A 16,877-nucleotide genomic window follows, 5' to 3' on the forward strand; every position below is an offset into this window, starting at 1 on the left:
TCCCTTAATCTTGATTACAAGGGGTTAAGTGCTTTATTTTGCACTTATTTAAAAATAAAATCTATATAAAACAGATGAAGTATAAGAACCTGGATATTATTGGTAGTGAAGAATGGTGTGTATTTGAAGATTTGGAGATTCCAGCTATCAAGGCTAGGGTAGATTCCGGAGCAAAAACATCTTCCATACAGGCAAATAATATTAAGGTATATACCAAAGGGGCACACGAATGGGTGAAGTTTGAGGTAAATCCGTTGCAGGACAACAGGGGGATTAATATTGAATGTCGTGCAAGACTGGTAGACCGTAGGACGGTAAAGAGTTCTTCAGGGATATCCGAGGAGCGCTATGTGATAAAGACCCCGGTACGTGTTGGGGAGATTACCTTTGATATAGAACTTACCTTGGCCAATAGGGATACTATGGAATATCGTATGCTTTTGGGCCGTGAGGCGCTAAACGAACGATTTGTGGTTAATCCTGCGGTAAGTTTTAGTGTAAAAGAGTTCACGGTAAAAGAAATCAATGAGAAATATGCCTCCCATTTTAAAGAAAAAACGGGACTAAAAATAGCCTTGTTGGCCAGCAACCCGTTGCTGTACAGCAATAAGAGAATAATGGAGGCCGGCGAGGCCTTGGGGCACGATATGGTGTTTTTAAATGTAGAACACGCCTATATGAAATTGGATGCCAATTCGCCCGAGATCAGATATAGGGGAGGAAACATATTAAATGAGTTTGATGCCATTATTCCACGAATTAAACCTGCGGTTACTTTTTATGGTTGTGCCCTGATCAGGCAGTTCGACAACCTTGGGGTCTATTGTTTAAATTCGGCCGAATCAATAACCCAGTCCAGGGATAAATTATTTGCATCACAGCTTTTTTCCAAAAATGATATACATATTCCTATAACGGGGTTTGCCAAGTCTCCAATGGATACCAAAGACCTGATTAGGATGGTCAACGGTGCACCATTGATCATTAAGTTACTGGAGAGCACTCAAGGAAAGGGTGTGGTTTTGGCCGAAACCAACAAGGCCGCTGAAAGCGTTATTAATGCCTTTAAGAGTGTCCAGACCAATATTTTGGTGCAGGAGTTCATTAAAGAGGCCAACGGGCAGGATATACGTTGTTTTGTCGTGAATGGAAAAGTAGTGGCATCTATGCAGCGACAAGCCGAAAAAGGGGAATTCCGTGCTAATCTGCATCAAGGCGGCAAGGCATCTATAATAAAGATTACCTCCGAAGAAAGGAAGTTGGCCGTAAAGGCTGCCAAAGTTCTAAATCTGGCCGTGGCGGGTGTGGATATCATTCGTTCCAATAAAGGTCCTTTACTTTTAGAGGTAAATTCTTCCCCGGGATTGGAGGGGATTGAGAACGCCACCGGTAAGGATATTGCCAATATCATGATCAGGGCCATAGAAAGTAAAATAAAATTTAGTGTATAATCTCTAGTTTTATCTGTAACCAAGTCCTTCAGGGTGGCAAAGCACAGTAACAGTAATAGATAATTTCTTTTGACGGGGAATTCATTAAGTATGGACCTACTTCAAATTTGACATTGGGAACAAGCTTATTATTTCCAAAGCTTACCATATGACAAAAGTGCAGCATGGTTCTATTTGCTGATAATCCAAAATGATTAAGATTGATTTTACATTAAAAACTCGTTAAATAAAAATCCAATTTAGGGTAGCTTTTATTAAAATTTGTACCTTCGACCTATGGGAAAAGTATTGTTTTACAGCATGGTATTAATGTTGATGGGAGCCTGTAAACAAGGGGTAACCCTAGAAGCCACGAAAGAAAAGGAGGAGGAATTTTTCAGTGTGGATTCACTTCCAAAACCAAATGAAATAAATGCACAGGCCTTGGCGGATTTAAAGGAATGGCAAGAGTTCAATTCTTTGGAAACTACATTTGAATCGCTCTATCGGGTTGCCAATAGGGAGGATTTGGTCTTGGTTATAGAGGATTTGATCGAAAAACAAAAAACGTTGGAAGCTTCTGCTTATCCGGAAACATTTGATAATGAACAGATTAAAAGCAGACAGAAGGTTTTTAAGACCTTTGTTCTTAAAACAAAGGGAAACCTGGAGTACAGGGTAGGTGTAAAGGAGTCTACCGTCCAAATGATCAACGCATATAATGCTTTTAGAAATCAGTTCAACGTAGTTGTGAACAGTAAGTTGGACACCATTCTCATTCTAAGTGAGTAGATTCTTTATATTGATATCGATTTTTATTCTATCCTCACAGCTGAGGTGTCAGGAAGTAACAGATAAAATCCAAATACAGAGCACACTGGATAGCTGGCACAAGGCGGCCGGAGCTGCTGATTTTGAATCTTATTTTAGATTAATGACTTCCGATGCCGTTTTTATTGGTACGGATGCTTCGGAAAATTGGCAGATCAATGAATTTAAAGCCTACGCAAAGCCCCATTTTGATAAAGGAAGGGCGTGGGACTTTACTCCATTGGAACGAAAAGTGTATATTGACCATAAGGCCGATATAGCCTGGTTTGATGAGTTGCTTAATACCCAAATGAAACTATGTCGCGGTTCTGGGGTGTTAAAGAAGGTATCGGGAAAATGGAAAATAGCCCACTATGTGTTGTCAATTGTCATCCCAAATGAAAATGTCTCCGAGGTAATTGAGCTAAAACAGGAAAAGGACGATAAGACTATTGAAAATTTGAGGAAGCAGTAAGGCTTGTTTAATGGCAGGACCGTTAAGCTTTCTTTAAATTCAATAAGGTCTTTTATCATTTTTAAACAACAAAAAACCACTGAATAGCAGTGGTTTTTTGTTGTTTTCCATTATTGGGCAACATAAGGTTGAGCCCATTAATATCTGGATTATTGCTTAGTTTCTGTAGGCTCCTTATTTTCTTGTTTGTCCTTTCTGGACTGTAGGGCTTGTCTGCTCAGACTTGCCAAATTAAAACTGGGGTCTATTTTTAAGGCTTCATCTATAGTAGCCAAAGCACCGTCTATATTGGTTTGGTCCTTGTTGAATTCTACTAGGGCTTTTAAATGGATAAAGGCCGCCTTTAGGACAACCTCGTAAGGTTGCTGCCTTTCGTAGAATGCATATTTCATATCATCTTTAGCATTCGCAATACCAAATTCAATATTGGCAGCTGCACCATCATTGTCGCCGGTCTGAATTTTAAGATCTGCCAATTCATAGGCTAAATAGGGGTTTGGACCTCTTTTGTTTAAAATTTCAAATTGTTCCAGCGCCCTTTTTGGTTGGTTCAATGCCTTCAAGGAAATGGCTTTGACCTGTACCGCCAAATCGGAGTCCGAATCATTTTTTTCGATTCCAATAGTATTAAGGGCCTGTAAATGTTGATTGTCGGTGGTGTATATATACGCTAAGGTGTCGTTGCGCTCTTTGCTGGGGGAAAGTATGTTTAGGTGCGTTATAGCGTTGATTACGCCATCTATATCACCCTGTATTCTCATTTGGTCATAAAAGGCCTCATAATGTTTAAGCAACTCACTTTTCGTTTGTGCATTGGCCGTAAATCCTGCTATAAGAAGTAGGATTAAAACTATTTTCTTCATTGTTCTTTTTTTTGGTGTGCCAAAACTAGTAAATTATTTCTATCCTTGTGTTAAGGAAAGCCTTAAACCTTTGATAAGCAACAAAAAAGGATGCCGATGGGCATCCTTTTTTGTTATGGTTGATTGGGGTCTTTCTTAAACAACTGTTAGTTTTGAATTCCTATTTTCATAGGAGTTAATGAGTTTGGCATAAAACGCTATGCTCCCATTGTCTTTGTCCAGGCTAGAACTTAAAAATTCCTTTAAATTCTTAAATAGTAAATTAGCCCGTAAAGTTGGCAGGGAAGAATTCATTTTTTTTGGGTCGTAACAGCTGTCATCCATTACAATATCCATAATAACCCTCTTTCTATGATAGTCTATGGATACATCGGCGGCGTTGTAATATTTTTTCAATATTGCAATGTGCAGATTTTGAAATTTTTGGGACATTTTGTTTTTGGAACAGCTTTTGGAAATTAAATTTTCAATTTCGTAAAGTACTCTCCTTTTTAGACCTGAATTTTCCATGATAATTGAATTTATTCGTTTACTTAAAGGTACAGACTTATCGATAAACGGTTAGCAATCAGGGGTGTAATTTAACTTAAAGTGGCTGTGTTTGTTGTGAAAGTTCAAAAAAGTGTGGTGAATTAACGTACAATTGAGGTGTTAAATTGGTAGGTTTTAACATTTAAATACTTACTTGCAATGGTTTTATTTCCTATTTTATTCAAATTTTGGGTGTAAATAGGTGGTAAAAGCCCTCTTTTTATGGCTTCCGAGGTATAATAGTCTTCTTTCTTGGGATGGTGGGGATATACTCCATTAAGTACTTGATTCTTATAGTCCCCATTAATAACGGTTTTGATAATACCTATACAATCGTTTAAATGTATTAGGTTTATGGGGTTGTCTCCATTCCCCAGATTAGTTTTTCCACTAAGAAAATTCACCGGATGTCTTTTAGGGCCAATTAGTCCCCCAAACCGGATAACCGTTGTATTTAGTTGCCCGTCCTTTAGAAAAATATTTTCCGAAGCCAAAAGTTGCTTTCCGGACTCGGTGTTTGGTTGTGCAGGGGAGTCTTCGGTAACCAATCCGCTAATATTGCCATATACAGAGGTGCTGCTTATAAAAATAATTCTTTTTAAGGGGGAGATTTTTATTTCACTATGTAGGTGAAACATCTTTTCCACAAAACTTTCTTTTGGAGCAGATCGCAAATTTGGAGGAACATTTATAATCAAAAAATCCAATTCGCTCAAAAATTCCTTAATGTTGCCTTCAATTCCAATCTCAGTTAGAACAATGTGATATGGGATAATATTGTCCTTTTCCAAGATAGCTATTTTGGTAATGGAGGTGGTAGTTCCATAAACGGTATGTTTATCCTCCAATAGGGATTTGGCCAAGGGCAAGCCCAGCCATCCACACCCTAGAATGCCGATTTTCTTGCTCAAAATGTAATTTTTTTGGTAATCAATATGGCATCGTTTAGAACAAATGGCATAGATATGTTGTCCTCTGGCCTTGGTGGAACTGTAAACAGTGGATTGCTTAAAAGATCGTTCGAGGCCTCATATAAGGTCAGTTCCAATTCACCATCCTTGGGAATTGTAATTTGTAATTCGGTAAAATCGTTATTGCTGATATAGTGGGTAACCAATTTAGGGCCTTTCTTATTTTTGAGATAGTATGCGGACAGTGGTATATTATTTATTTTGGCCTCAATGATTTCCACCTCATTGGTGAATATCTCCAAGCGATTGACGTTTCGTTGGGGCGTAATACATATTTCCAATTTGCGACTGTTTCCTACAATGGTATCCTTAGTGGTTTCAATTTTAGGGACAGCAATATTTTTTAAGGGTGCTGCCGATCTATAACTAAACCTTGTCGCATACTTGCTGCTTAGAGATTCATTCTCTGAACTTATGGGGTTTTCGTTATTCTTATCTATGTACTGAGAAGTCCAGCCAGATAATACTTTATCATAGGTAGCCCATTCAGCAGTTTCCTTATCTGCATCGAATATATAAACCAAACTGGTGGGTTTGGCATTTTCATCGCTAAAGTCCGAATTAAGATGTGCGGACAGAAGAAAACCGAAGCAAAGTATAAGAAACAAAAAGGCCAAATTATTTTTGTTTTTCATCGAACCAAAAACAGGGAGCAGTAAGAAAAACGTTAAAGATGTTAAAAGGGTAGAGGTGATCATCATTTTAAGGCCAAGACCTACAGGGAACATTTTAATCAATGGGGCGTATATCCAAATTGCCGGTAAAGCCAAAAATAGCAAGAGAAAGGGACTGGGCCATTTTTGATGGGTCGTTATCAGTAGCGATGCCAACAATGCAAAAACGGGAATGACAAAAAAACTGGCTCCTTTTAAATACACGGCAACAAGCGTACAAATTATTAGCCAGAGAAATAAGGGGGCTATTATTAAATTTTGGGTCTTTGTAGTTTCAAATTTATGGTAGGCCCAAAAACCAACGGCCACCGAAAATAGGACAAAAGCAATTATATAGGAATAGCCATTATAGGTGAACCCATGAAGAATATCCTGGTATTGCGGGTAGATATTGGTTAGTGCCGACCACCCAAAATAACCTACAAGGCCATTTATGCCAAGAACTAAAAGCAAGGATATAAAACCTCTCCCTATTTCCTTAATTTCCAAGGAGCCGTTCCTGAGACCTAAAATCATTAAGACTAAGAAGGATATTATGGCAAGGCCAAGCATAGGAAAGATCCAATCAAAAGGATAGGATACCAATCTAAAGAAAGGTATGTTGAAATAAATAGAATCGTTTAGGCTTTTTAAGTCGGTGAGATCGGAATTGCTAAAGTGCTTTAGCAATGGCATTAGGTAACTGCCCTGGTGTGCAAGGGTATTACGGTCCAATCGCTCGTAATTATCGCGCTCGGTATGGTAGTCATAATGGTCGTCTATAAATGCAAAGTTTAGGCCTTCTATATCCATATCCTCCCGGAAAACGGTAAGATCGGTATCATTGGGCAGCATTTTGTAAATACTATAGACCAAAGAATTGGCCACCGGGTATTTGGGATTGGCCTTTGTAAATTCTTCAATTACCCTGGCATTTCCCCTATTGGTTTCCAACAACATATAGGAGGGCCCTCCACTGCCCCTGGCTTCAAAATTCAAAACCAGTCCTACCTCTTTTGCCCAAGGGTGTTTGTTCACAAAGAGATCGGCCCCGTTTAATCCTAATTCCTCGGCATCGGAAATAAGAATAATAATATCATTTTTTGGAGCCTGGTTTTGTTTTAGGAAAGCCCTTACACCTTCCAAGATGGTTGCTACTCCACTGGCAGCATCACTGGCTCCCAGGGACGAATGGGGACTACTGTCATAATGGGAGAGTAACAAAAGTGCTTTTCCCTTTTCGGTACCTTTTATACTGCACAAAATATTGGTGGTGCTACTAAAATTGCCCCAATCCCCAGCGGTAAATCCTTGTTGGGTAGTTGTCTCCAATCCCAGCCTGTTCAGTTCCGAAATCACGTAATCCCTGACTTCGGAATGCCCCGGAAATCCGACTCCATGAGGTTTTTCAGACATATTTTTTACATGTACCAGTGCTCTATTCGTTGAAAACGAAATATCATCAACGGTCGCATCTGGAGTGTAGCCAGGCATTGAGGCTTCAAAACTCAAATAAATGGCAAGTAAAAGTATAAGGAGGGTGGCGGCAGAAGAATATTGCTTCATAGTAAGTTGTAAAAACTTAAAATTAAGAAATTATATGTGGATTACCTTAAGCAGTTGATCGTAACCCTTAATCCAGACAATTTTAGACCACAACTTATTGAGTAATATGTAATAAATTTAGTAAAAAGTTGTCATTACAACTGATTAAATCTTAATTAGTTGTGTAATCTTTTAAAAAATACTATCTTTCAAATTAACCTAAAAATAAACGATATGGGAATAAAAAGTTTTCAGGGAGTACGAAAGGTCGTAAAAAAGGAATTTGACGCTCCCATTTTAGTAGAGGACTACATGACTAAAAAATTGATAACCTTTAGTCCTGATCAATCCATTTTAACGGTTATGGAGCATTTGGCAAAATACCATATTTCTGGGGGTCCTGTTTTGGATAACAACGGATTTTTGGTTGGTATTATATCCGAAGCGGACTGTATGAAACAAATTTCGGAAAGCCGTTATTTTAATCAGCCAATATTGGACAAGAGTGTTGAGCGATTTATGACAAAGGATGTAGAGACTATTCCTTATGATATGTCTATTTTTGATGCGGCTGGGATTTTTGACAAACACAAAAGAAGAAGATTGCCGGTAATGAAAAACGGGATTTTGGTGGGTCAAATTAGCCGTAAGGATATTGTGATAGCAGCCTTAAAATTAAGCGGACATAACTGGAAATAAAAGCTGCTTTATTTTCCCACATGCACTGTTGGGTAGCAGAGAAATAATTGTAAAAAAATTTCTAATTCACAGAATCATATCCCTCCCCTTGGGGAGGTATTGATGTGGATATGCCTATTATCCAAATGGCATGGTACTATTCCCTCTTTACAATCATATAATAATCATTGTCCAACGGAAGATACCCTAAATCATATACAAAATAGTAGGTGGTTCCCTTTTTGGTGGTGTATAAATTGGTGATGTATTCAAAATCGAATCCTTTGTCCATTAATCGGGTCTTGGTAGTCTTGGTTTTTCCTTCTGTTAAGGGATAACTGTCCAAGATTCTATAATTTTTGCGCAAGCGGTTGTTTATATTCCGTACCAGATTTTTACTGTCTTTATTCAGTTTGTTGTTATAGGCGTTTCTACAATAATCCGAGCAGAACTTCTTATCTACTCTTCCTAAAATTTTATCTCCACATTCCAAGCATTTTTTTTCCATTGTTAAGTCATTTATTTTGTTCAATAAGTTCCAATCTCTTTACTATGGAACCCATGCTTAATATGGTACCGGGGGAAAGTACGGCATTGGCGCCTATTTTGGAATTGTCCCCTACCAATGCCCCAAATTTGTTGGTTCCGATATTTGTTCTGTTACCATTTGCGCTGGCCCAAATGGTCTTTTCGGTTCTTTCGTTATAGTGGTTGGCAATAAGCGAACCCGCCTCAAAATTTACATGGTTGCCAATAATACTATCCCCTATAAAGTTAAAGTGGGCGAGGGCGGTCTTACTGCAAATTATGCTTGATTTTATTTCACAACCTGGGCCTATCCGTACCTCTTCACCCAGAAACACCCCTCCTCGGAGGTAGGCATGGCTTGCGACAAAACTATTTTCTGAAATGATGATTGGCCCTTTTAGAGTAACCCCTTTTTCAATAATGGCCGTTTTGTGGATGGCGATATCCCCTTCAATGGCGTAATCATCTGAATCGAGTTGCGGAAATATCCCTATTAAGATTGATGAAATGGTATGGGTTGCGCCCCAAGGTGAAACGCCCTTGAGGTGTGGGAAAGTAGTGTAAAAATTTTCTATATAATCATTTATGGAAATCATTTTTGATAAAGTTCTATAGGTAAATCGTCTGGGTCAAATATAAAAGTGAATTGTTTTTCGGTTAACACATCAACCCTTATAGGTTCTGCTTTAATTCCTTTTCCTGTCAAATGATCGAGGCTTTTTAGCAAATCGTCTACCTCAAAAGCCAAATGCCTTAGGCCGGTTGCCTCAGGCCTGGTTGATCGTGCAGGAGGGTTTGGAAAAGAAAAGAGTTCAATGATGTATTCCCCATTCAATGCCAAATCCAATTTGTAGGAGTTGCGTTCCTTCCTAAATACTTCTTGGAGGGGTTGTAGACCCAAATCTTCCACATAAAATTTTTTGGATTTTTTGTAGTCCGAGGAAATGATGGCAATATGGTGTACTTTGTTTAAAGTCATTTTAGGTAGTTGGAAAGTGTTTTAGGACCAATAAGGTACAAATTATCCGATTACAAACGTATAATCCAAAAAGGCAAATAATTTATTCTATATGGATTTTATACTTCGTTAATAAGCCCAAAACCCCTTCCTTGGAAAATCTGGCCTTGCGGATACTGTTTTTCTCAGGATCGAAAGCATAGTTGATTGCTGTACTGAAATTAGCTTTTTCTAGGTTGGAATTTTCGAAGATGGCATTTTCGAGGTCACAGGATTCAAATTGGGCTTCTGTTAGTTGGGCTTTTGTAAAATCGACTGAAATCATTTTGCACTTTTGGAAAATGGTGTTTTTGAGTTTTAATTTATAAAAGGAGGATAGGTTTAAGGTACAGTTATAAAAGTTAAACGATAGCAGAAAGTCGTTGCAATGGTCAAAGCGGATGCCCAATAATTTACACCCTTTAAAATCAGTTTCTTTAAAACTGGTGTTGGTGAGGTTTACATTGCTTAGATCACAATCCGTAAACACACATTCCATAAAAACGATGTTGGATATATCCGATTTTGAAAAGGAACAAGTGTCAAAAATGCAATTCTCATAATCTCCTTTGGACAAAGGTTTGGAGGTAAAGTTGATTCCCTTATAGGATTTATCGGTAATAAATGGATTATTCATTTCTTTGGCAGTTTATATTCCATACGGGGTTGAAATGGCTGAAGGAAGCAATATCCTTTGTAATGGAAGGGGTGCATTGTGTTCGTGAACCCTTGGATTAGTATTATGAAAATTAATAAGAGAGTAAGAGCAGTAATAAGGCTATGAGAGCTGGTAGGGCCTGAACCACGAATATTTTTTTGCTCGCAGACCAGGCACCATAAATGCCGGCAATGGCCACACAGCTCAAAAAGAAAATGGAGATATTGGTGCTCCAGGCCGGGTCTGTGATAAAAAATGTCCAAATAAGCCCGGCGGCCAAAAATCCGTTGTAGAGTCCTTGGTTGGCAGCCAGTCCTTTTGTGGGTTTAAACATATGCTCTGGGAGTGCTTTTTTAAAAGTTTTTTTGCCCAAGGTTTCCCAGGCAAACATTTCCATATAAAGAATATAAAGGTGTTCAAGGGCTATAATACCTATAAGAATTTTTAAAAGGATATCCATATTTTGATTTTTGCAAGGATTATTTTGTCCTAAATATAGGGGATTCAATTGATTTATCTTTGTTGCAAGTAAGTGTATTGTGAGGGTGTTTGTTAACCTTTAGGGGATCCAAATACATTATGAGGTAAGAAGAAAATCTTATTTTTTAGAATGGTAGAAAATGAATACATTAGAGAAGTGAAGAAAAAAGATAAGATAAAATATACTAATTGGAGTGATCATCTGAACAATACAAGGGACAGAACTAACTACGCGATTAGGAGAATGGACTTATTGATAATATCTATTTGTGGAGCAGGCATATATATTGTTTTCGAAACTTTTAGAGCTATTGCAGGAGAAGATCTTGAAATTCTGGATTCTTCATTTCTTAAAATTTCAGGAATTGTTTTTTTAATTGCCATAACCTCAAATTTTATTTCACAATTAACGGGATATTATGCCAATAATGAAGAAGAGAAATATACACTTTTGGAGATTTGTAAAATAGAAGGTAAAAAAATTGACGAATGTCAACAGAAAACACATGATGAAAGTTCAAAAAAATTCACCAAAGCTACAAACATCCTTAATGCCATATCAATGGGATTGATGTTTATTGGTTTATTTTTATTAGCTTATTTCAATTATTCTTTGTTTTAGGAGGTCTATTTCCTCCCCCACTTCCTTTCTGTCTGTTCTGTGCCGATCCACCAGTTGAATTTTTTGAAGTACCACCAGTTTTACTATTACTGCTTGAACTTGAGGAGCCAGTTTTCTTTGCCATTGTAAAAAATATAATCGGTATGTAAATATATGAATTTTCTGTTAATGTTTAGTGCGCTCTAAATATCTAAACCTATTGTGAAATTCGTTCCACCATTATCTGTGGTACTAATAGATTCATTTGGCGTGATATTTTCGTGGGTATATAATCTATCAAGTGATAAGCATATCAGGCATCTTTACACATTTACAAACGACTACAAACGATAACAAACGAAATTAAATACTTTTCAACCGAGTAACATTTGGGTCGGGTACTAAGTTTGTTCCATCAAAAATCATTAACTGTTTAACCATTCCCGAAGTGGATTCGGGATTTAAAAATTATGTATTATGAACGCACTTAGAAACAGAGTACAGTTGATTGGAAACTTGGGTAACGATCCAGAAATTATTAATCTAGACGGAGGGGGCAAATTGGCTAAATTCGCCATTGCCACCAATGAGACCTACAAAAATGCCAAGGGAGAAAAAGTAACGGATACCCAATGGCACAATGTGGTAGCATGGGGAAAAACAGCGGAAATCGTAGAAAATTATCTCAACAAGGGTAAGGAAGTTGCAGTTGAAGGAAAATTAACCACTCGGTCTTATGAAACCAAGGAAGGGGAAAAGCGGTATATTACCGAAATCCGCTGTAATGAACTCCTGATGTTAGGGAAATAGATTTTTCTTACCTACTCGGGAAGAATTACCAGAGGTATAGCGCAGTACTAAGAAGTAATCTGTTGGGTCCGTTCAAGGAGCTATAGGGTTACTTCTTTTGCTTTTTGGGTTGTATTAATGAAAGGTCATTGCGAGGAGTGAAAGGACGAAGCAATCTGTCTTTTAGTGGTTTGTTGCTGTGAGTTTTTGTCACAAAGCAAAGAGATTACTTCTCTTTGTCTGCCTGTGGACATCCAAGTTCGCAATGACTTGCAAATTAGGTTGTTAAGGATTTCTGTTTACACATTACTAATGAGACGTCATTGCGAGGAGCGTGAGTGACGAAGCAATCTGTCTTTATATTAGTTTATTGATGTTTGTTCCAAGTGAATAGTTTTGAGATTGTCAGTGAATACCTTTTTTTTGAAAGTTAAGTTAGCATGGAGAAATATAAATTATGAAAAAGTCATATGTTTATTTACTTGCCAATAAGACTAATACCGTCATCTATGTCGGGGTTACCAGCAATCTAGTTAAGCGTATTTACGAACACAAGAATGGTGTAGGTCATAGTTTTACTTCTCGTTATAATTGTAATAAATTGATTTATTGGGAAGAATTCAGTGATATACAAAAAGCTATTGAAAGGGAGAAACAGATAAAGGCAGGTAATAGGAGGCGTAAGGAACAATTAGTCAATAGTGAGAATCCTAATAGGAAGGATTTAGCTGAAGGATGGTTGTTTTATTTTGATTGAATAGTATAAGGAACTTAAATGCCCTCTTAAGAGATTGCTTCACTAAGTCTGCCTACGGACAGTCAATTTCGCAATGACGTGCAACTGTGGTCGTTAAGGCTTTCCGCTTTGTTGGTCCCAATTAGGCGTCATTGCGAGGAACGTTAGTGACGTGGCAATCTGTATGTTATTGGTTACTGCTGTTAGTTCTTGTCGAAAAACAAAGAGATTGCTTCACTATGCCTGCCTGCGCGCAGTCAAGTTCGCAATGACGTGCAACTGTGGTCGTTAAGGCTTTCTGCTTTGTTGGTCCCAATTAAGCGTCATTGCGAGGAACGTTAGTGACGTGGCAATCTGTATGTTATTGGTTACTGCTGTTAGTTCTTGTCGAAAAACAAAGAGATTGCTTCACTATGCCTGCCTGCGCGCAGTCAAGTTCGCAATGACGTGCAACTGTGGTCGTTAAGGCTTTCCGCTTTGTTGGTCCCAATTAGGCGTCATTGCGAGGAACGTTAGTGACGTGGCAATCTGTATGTTATTGGTTTGTTGCTGTTAGTTCTTGTCGAAAAACAAAGAGATTACTTCACTTTGTCTGCCTGCGGACATCCAAGTTCGCAATGACTTGCAAATTAGGTTGTTAAGGATTTCTGGTTCGATAGTCCCAATTAAGCGTCATTGCGAGGAACCTTAGTGACGTGGCAATCTGTCTTATTTTATATTTGGGTTTACTTCTGTGAGATTGCTTCACTAAGTCTGCCTACGGACAGTCAAGTTCGCAATGACGTGCAACTGTGGTCGTTAAGGCTTTCCGCTTTGATAGTCCCAATTAAGCGTCATTGCGAGGAACCTTAGTGCCGTGGCAATCTGTCTTATTTTATATTTGGGTTTACTTCTGTGAGATTGCTTCACTATGCCTGCCTACGCGCAGTCAAGTTCGCAATGACGTGCAACTGTGGTCGTTAAGGCTTTCTGCTTTGATAGTTCCAATTAAGCGTCATTGCGAGGAAACTTAGTGACGTGGCAATCTGTATGTTATTGGTTAATGCTGTTAGTTCTTGTCGCAAAACAAAGAGATAGCTTCACTATGTCTGCATGCGGACAGCCAAGTTCACAATATTTGGGAATGTATGCGGTGTTCAAAGTTTAAGCAACCTTCTGCATCAGATCAAAACAAGGACAACGATTGCACCTCTTGGATTCCGACTTTTTGAATTTGTCGCAACACTTGGTTTTGCACCCATGGGGAACCATTTCCTTAAGAGCCGTTTTCTGCTCCTTTTTTAAAGCTTTTTTAAGCTTCTTTTCGGTTTTCTTATCCTGTTTTTTCTTCTTGCCCACCTTTGATATAAATCAACCGGGCAAAAATATCTATTTTAATTCAATCTAAATAAGATTAAATGTTAAAATTATGGCTTTGGGGTTATGGCTGCACTATTTGCTGTAATCTGCTGTATATCACGATCGAACAGATATAGACCGCCCTTATCATTTCCGATCAGGTTGATTTTGTCCAGAATATTTCGGGCCAATGCCTCTTCCTCAATTTGTTCTGCTACATACCATTGTAGAAAGTTATGGGTGGCATAATCCTTTTCCTGAAGGGTTACATGTACCAATTCGTTAATGCTATCCGATACAAAAATTTCGTGCTCCAATAACTCGTGGAACATTTTTTGAAAACTCACAAAGTCGGTTTTGGGTGCATTAAGTGCAGAGACATTGGCGTGTCCGCCCCTTTCATTGATATATTTTACCAATTTCAGCATATGTAAACGTTCTTCATCGGACTGGTTATACATAAATTGTGCAATCCCCTCCAGTCCTTTGCCTTCGGCCCAAGAAGCCATGGATAAATATACCTGTGAAGATTCGGCTTCAATACGCACCTGATCGTTCAATGCTTTTTCTAATTTTTCAGACAACATAACTTTTAAATTTTACCTAAAGTTACAAATAAATGATTCTTTTATCTATCTGGGATATTAAGTTTTGAAATTATTTATGCAAAGCCAATTGGATCCGTTTTCTGGGAATATCCACTTCCAATACTTTAACAATAATTTGCTGATGCAGACTAACGTGTTCGTTCACATCCTTTACAAAACTATCCGATAGGTTGGAGATATGGATCAGGCCACTTTCCTTGATGCCTACATCTACAAAACAGCCAAAATTGGTAATATTGTTCACAATTCCCGGTAACAATTGCCCCGCGCTAAGATCGGCAATGGTTCTGATGTTCTGATTAAAGGTAAATACCTTTGCCTTTTCCCTTACGTCCAACCCCGGTTTTTCCAATTCCTTTACAATATCCTGTAAGGTGGGCAAGCCCACATTATCGGTGCAATATTGTTTAAGGTCTATCTTTTTGAGGATTTCCTTGTTTCCTATAATCTCTAAAAGGGGAACGCCCTGATCCTTAACTATTTTTTGCACTAGGGTATAGCTTTCAGGATGTACCGCGGAATCATCCAACGGATTTTTTGCTTGTTTTATACGTAAAAATGCTGCTCCCTGCTCAAAGGCTTTGGCTCCCAAACGAGGCACCTTTTTTATTTCACTCCGACTGGTAAAGGCACCATTTTCGTTTCTATAAGCCACAATGTTTTCTGCCAGTTTTGGACCTATACCGGAAACATAACTTAAGAGCGGTACACTGGCCGTATTAATATTGACTCCCACAGTATTTACGCAGCTTTCTACTGCGGCATCCAAAGAATTTTTCAAAAGATTTTGGTCCACGTCATGCTGGTATTGACCTACTCCGATCGACTTGGCATCTATTTTCACCAATTCAGCCAAGGGATCTGCTAGTCTTCTTCCAATGGATACGGCGCCCCTAACGGTAACATCGTAATTGGGAAATTCATCACGGGCAATCTTGGAGGCGGAATAAATAGAGGCACCGGCCTCACTGACCACAAATACCTCAATATTATTTTTAAATTGAATACGCTTTATTAACTGTTCGGTTTCCCTTGAGGCAGTACCATTGCCAATAGCTATGGCCTCGATCTTATGGGCATCTGCCAAGGAACTAATTTTCTTTATAGCACCCTTACTGTCGTTTTGAGGCGCATGGGGGTAAATGGTCTCATTATGTTCCAAATCGCCCTGAGCGCTTAAGCAGACCACTTTACAACCCGTTCTGAATCCCGGGTCAATTGCCAAAATTCTTTTTTCGCCCAAAGGGGAGCCCAACAACAGCTGCTTAAGGTTTTTGGAAAACACTTGAATAGCCGATTCATCCGCTTTTTCCTTGGCGCTTTTTAGGATCTCATTGGAAAGTGAGGGGTACAGCAACCTTTTATAGGCATCCTGAATGGCCAGTTGTAGATGTGGAGTAGTGGCATTTTTGTTCTTGATGATCCTATACTCCATATTGGAAATGGCCTTGTCGTCGTCTATCTCGACCTTAACCCGAATAAAACCTTCATTTTCCGCCCGTAAAATTGCTAGTAGTCTGTGCGAGGGACAGCGATTTAGGGGTTCGCTCCATTCAAAATAGTCCCTAAATTTTTGAGCCTTCTCCTCATCTTTCTTTGTGGAAATAACCTTGGTGGATATCAATGCGAATTTTTCCAATTGGGTCCTGATCTGATTTCGGATATCGGCACGTTCGTTTATCCATTCAGAAATTATATGTCGAGCTCCCTCCAGCGCATCATCTTCATTGGGTACGGCATCACTAACATATTTTGAAGCCTCAAAATCAATTTCATCGGTACGCTGGGCCATGATAATTTTGGCCAAAGGTTCCAAACCATTTTTAATGGCGGTTTCTGCCTTGGTTTTCCGCTTTTTCTTAAAAGGGAGATACAGATCTTCCAATGTGGTAAGATCTTCGGCATTGGCAATCTTTTGTCCTAATTCTGGAGTCAGGCAATCTTGTTCCTCTATAGATTTCAAGATGGTCGACCTGCGTTTTTCCAAGGCCTCAAACTGGGCTTTATATTGCACAATAGCACCAATTTGCACCTCATCCAAATTTCCGGTACGTTCTTTTCTGTATCGGGAAATAAAGGGGAGGGTACAATCCTCGTTCAATAAGGCAACGGTATTTTCTATGCCCTTAGCAGGAAGTTGGGTGTTTTTTGTGATGTAGGAAATGAGGTTCATGGGGTATTTTGTT

General features: G+C 38.7%; 19 protein-coding genes. 7 read left to right on the forward strand and 12 right to left on the reverse strand.

Annotated elements, in window-relative coordinates; translation table 11 throughout:
- The first annotated feature begins 74 nt into the window (after positions 1-74).
- From rimK to MWU78_RS02105, 3 genes are all read left to right on the forward strand, one after another.
- Complete coding sequence (gene rimK / locus MWU78_RS02095) at positions 75-1,451, forward strand: 30S ribosomal protein S6--L-glutamate ligase (RefSeq protein WP_246994501.1); 1,377 nt, start codon at positions 75-77, stop codon at positions 1,449-1,451.
- A gap of 276 nt (positions 1,452-1,727) precedes the next feature.
- Positions 1,728-2,222: a hypothetical protein gene (locus MWU78_RS02100; protein WP_246994503.1), complete on the forward strand. Its 495-nt coding sequence runs from the start codon at positions 1,728-1,730 to the stop codon at positions 2,220-2,222.
- Positions 2,215-2,715 (forward strand): nuclear transport factor 2 family protein, encoded by a 501-nt coding sequence (locus tag MWU78_RS02105; protein ID WP_246994506.1) that lies wholly within the window; start codon positions 2,215-2,217, stop codon positions 2,713-2,715. The genes MWU78_RS02100 and MWU78_RS02105 overlap by 8 nt, the downstream gene beginning before the upstream one ends.
- A gap of 149 nt (positions 2,716-2,864) precedes the next feature.
- On the opposite strand, the gene MWU78_RS02110 is transcribed toward MWU78_RS02105, so the two are convergent.
- From MWU78_RS02110 to MWU78_RS02125, 4 genes are all read right to left on the reverse strand, one after another.
- Positions 2,865-3,578, reverse strand: a complete 714-nt coding sequence (locus tag MWU78_RS02110; RefSeq protein WP_246994507.1) for a hypothetical protein — start codon at positions 3,576-3,578, stop codon at positions 2,865-2,867.
- A gap of 135 nt (positions 3,579-3,713) precedes the next feature.
- Positions 3,714-4,088, reverse strand: a complete 375-nt coding sequence (locus tag MWU78_RS02115; RefSeq protein WP_246994509.1) for a calpain family cysteine protease — start codon at positions 4,086-4,088, stop codon at positions 3,714-3,716.
- A 122-nt stretch (positions 4,089-4,210) separates the two neighbouring features.
- Positions 4,211-5,020, reverse strand: a complete 810-nt coding sequence (locus MWU78_RS02120) for an NAD-dependent epimerase/dehydratase family protein (protein ID WP_246994511.1) — start codon at positions 5,018-5,020, stop codon at positions 4,211-4,213.
- The gene (locus MWU78_RS02125) at positions 5,017-7,299 is read right to left on the reverse strand and encodes a M28 family peptidase (RefSeq protein ID WP_246994513.1); all 2,283 of its coding nucleotides are present in this window, start codon (positions 7,297-7,299) and stop codon (positions 5,017-5,019) included. The genes MWU78_RS02120 and MWU78_RS02125 overlap by 4 nt, the downstream gene beginning before the upstream one ends.
- A 213-nt stretch (positions 7,300-7,512) precedes the next feature.
- On the opposite strand from MWU78_RS02125, the gene MWU78_RS02130 reads away from it, so the two are divergent.
- Complete coding sequence (locus MWU78_RS02130) at positions 7,513-7,977, forward strand: CBS domain-containing protein (protein ID WP_187581936.1); 465 nt, start codon at positions 7,513-7,515, stop codon at positions 7,975-7,977.
- Positions 7,978-8,113: 136 nt separating this feature from the next.
- Here the strand turns inward: MWU78_RS02130 and MWU78_RS02135 are convergent, their stop codons facing one another.
- The 5 genes from MWU78_RS02135 to MWU78_RS02155 all read right to left on the reverse strand — a co-directional run bounded on the left by MWU78_RS02135 (position 8,114) and on the right by MWU78_RS02155 (position 10,599).
- Entirely contained in the window at positions 8,114-8,464 is a 351-nt protein-coding gene (locus MWU78_RS02135; RefSeq protein ID WP_187581935.1) for a hypothetical protein, read from the reverse strand.
- Positions 8,465-8,471: 7 nt separating this feature from the next.
- Entirely contained in the window at positions 8,472-9,080 is a 609-nt protein-coding gene (locus MWU78_RS02140; RefSeq protein WP_246994515.1) for an LpxA family transferase, read from the reverse strand.
- Positions 9,077-9,463: a VOC family protein gene (locus MWU78_RS02145; RefSeq protein ID WP_246994517.1), complete on the reverse strand. Its 387-nt coding sequence runs from the start codon at positions 9,461-9,463 to the stop codon at positions 9,077-9,079. The genes MWU78_RS02140 and MWU78_RS02145 overlap by 4 nt, the downstream gene beginning before the upstream one ends.
- An 82-nt stretch (positions 9,464-9,545) precedes the next feature.
- The gene (locus tag MWU78_RS02150) at positions 9,546-10,118 is read right to left on the reverse strand and encodes a pentapeptide repeat-containing protein (protein ID WP_246994519.1); all 573 of its coding nucleotides are present in this window, start codon (positions 10,116-10,118) and stop codon (positions 9,546-9,548) included.
- Positions 10,119-10,230: 112 nt separating this feature from the next.
- The gene (locus MWU78_RS02155) at positions 10,231-10,599 is read right to left on the reverse strand and encodes a DUF1304 domain-containing protein (protein WP_246994521.1); all 369 of its coding nucleotides are present in this window, start codon (positions 10,597-10,599) and stop codon (positions 10,231-10,233) included.
- Between the two features lie 150 nt (positions 10,600-10,749).
- On the opposite strand from MWU78_RS02155, the gene MWU78_RS02160 reads away from it, so the two are divergent.
- Positions 10,750-11,241, forward strand: coding sequence for a hypothetical protein (locus tag MWU78_RS02160; RefSeq protein WP_246994523.1), 492 nt, complete (start codon positions 10,750-10,752; stop codon positions 11,239-11,241).
- Here the strand turns inward: MWU78_RS02160 and MWU78_RS02165 are convergent.
- Positions 11,222-11,365 (reverse strand): hypothetical protein, encoded by a 144-nt coding sequence (locus MWU78_RS02165; RefSeq protein WP_246994525.1) that lies wholly within the window; start codon positions 11,363-11,365, stop codon positions 11,222-11,224. The two genes, MWU78_RS02160 and MWU78_RS02165, sit on opposite strands and share 20 nt — an antisense overlap.
- A gap of 332 nt (positions 11,366-11,697) precedes the next feature.
- Here MWU78_RS02165 and ssb point away from each other — a divergent pair, with 332 nt between their 5' ends.
- Positions 11,698-12,030, forward strand: coding sequence for a single-stranded DNA-binding protein (gene ssb / locus MWU78_RS02170; RefSeq protein ID WP_031442041.1), 333 nt, complete (start codon positions 11,698-11,700; stop codon positions 12,028-12,030).
- A gap of 436 nt (positions 12,031-12,466) precedes the next feature.
- Positions 12,467-12,766 (forward strand): GIY-YIG nuclease family protein, encoded by a 300-nt coding sequence (locus MWU78_RS02175; RefSeq protein WP_246994528.1) that lies wholly within the window; start codon positions 12,467-12,469, stop codon positions 12,764-12,766.
- A 1,385-nt stretch (positions 12,767-14,151) separates the two neighbouring features.
- On the opposite strand, the gene MWU78_RS02180 is transcribed toward MWU78_RS02175, so the two are convergent.
- Both MWU78_RS02180 and MWU78_RS02185 read right to left on the reverse strand, forming a co-directional pair.
- Complete coding sequence (locus MWU78_RS02180; protein WP_246994530.1) at positions 14,152-14,670, reverse strand: ferritin; 519 nt, start codon at positions 14,668-14,670, stop codon at positions 14,152-14,154.
- Between the two features lie 70 nt (positions 14,671-14,740).
- Positions 14,741-16,864: a Tex family protein gene (locus MWU78_RS02185; protein WP_246994531.1), complete on the reverse strand. Its 2,124-nt coding sequence runs from the start codon at positions 16,862-16,864 to the stop codon at positions 14,741-14,743.
- Positions 16,865-16,877: the final 13 nt, after the last annotated feature.

The organism is Arenibacter sp. F26102 (assembly GCF_023015865.1).
Taxonomy (GTDB): domain Bacteria; phylum Bacteroidota; class Bacteroidia; order Flavobacteriales; family Flavobacteriaceae; genus Arenibacter.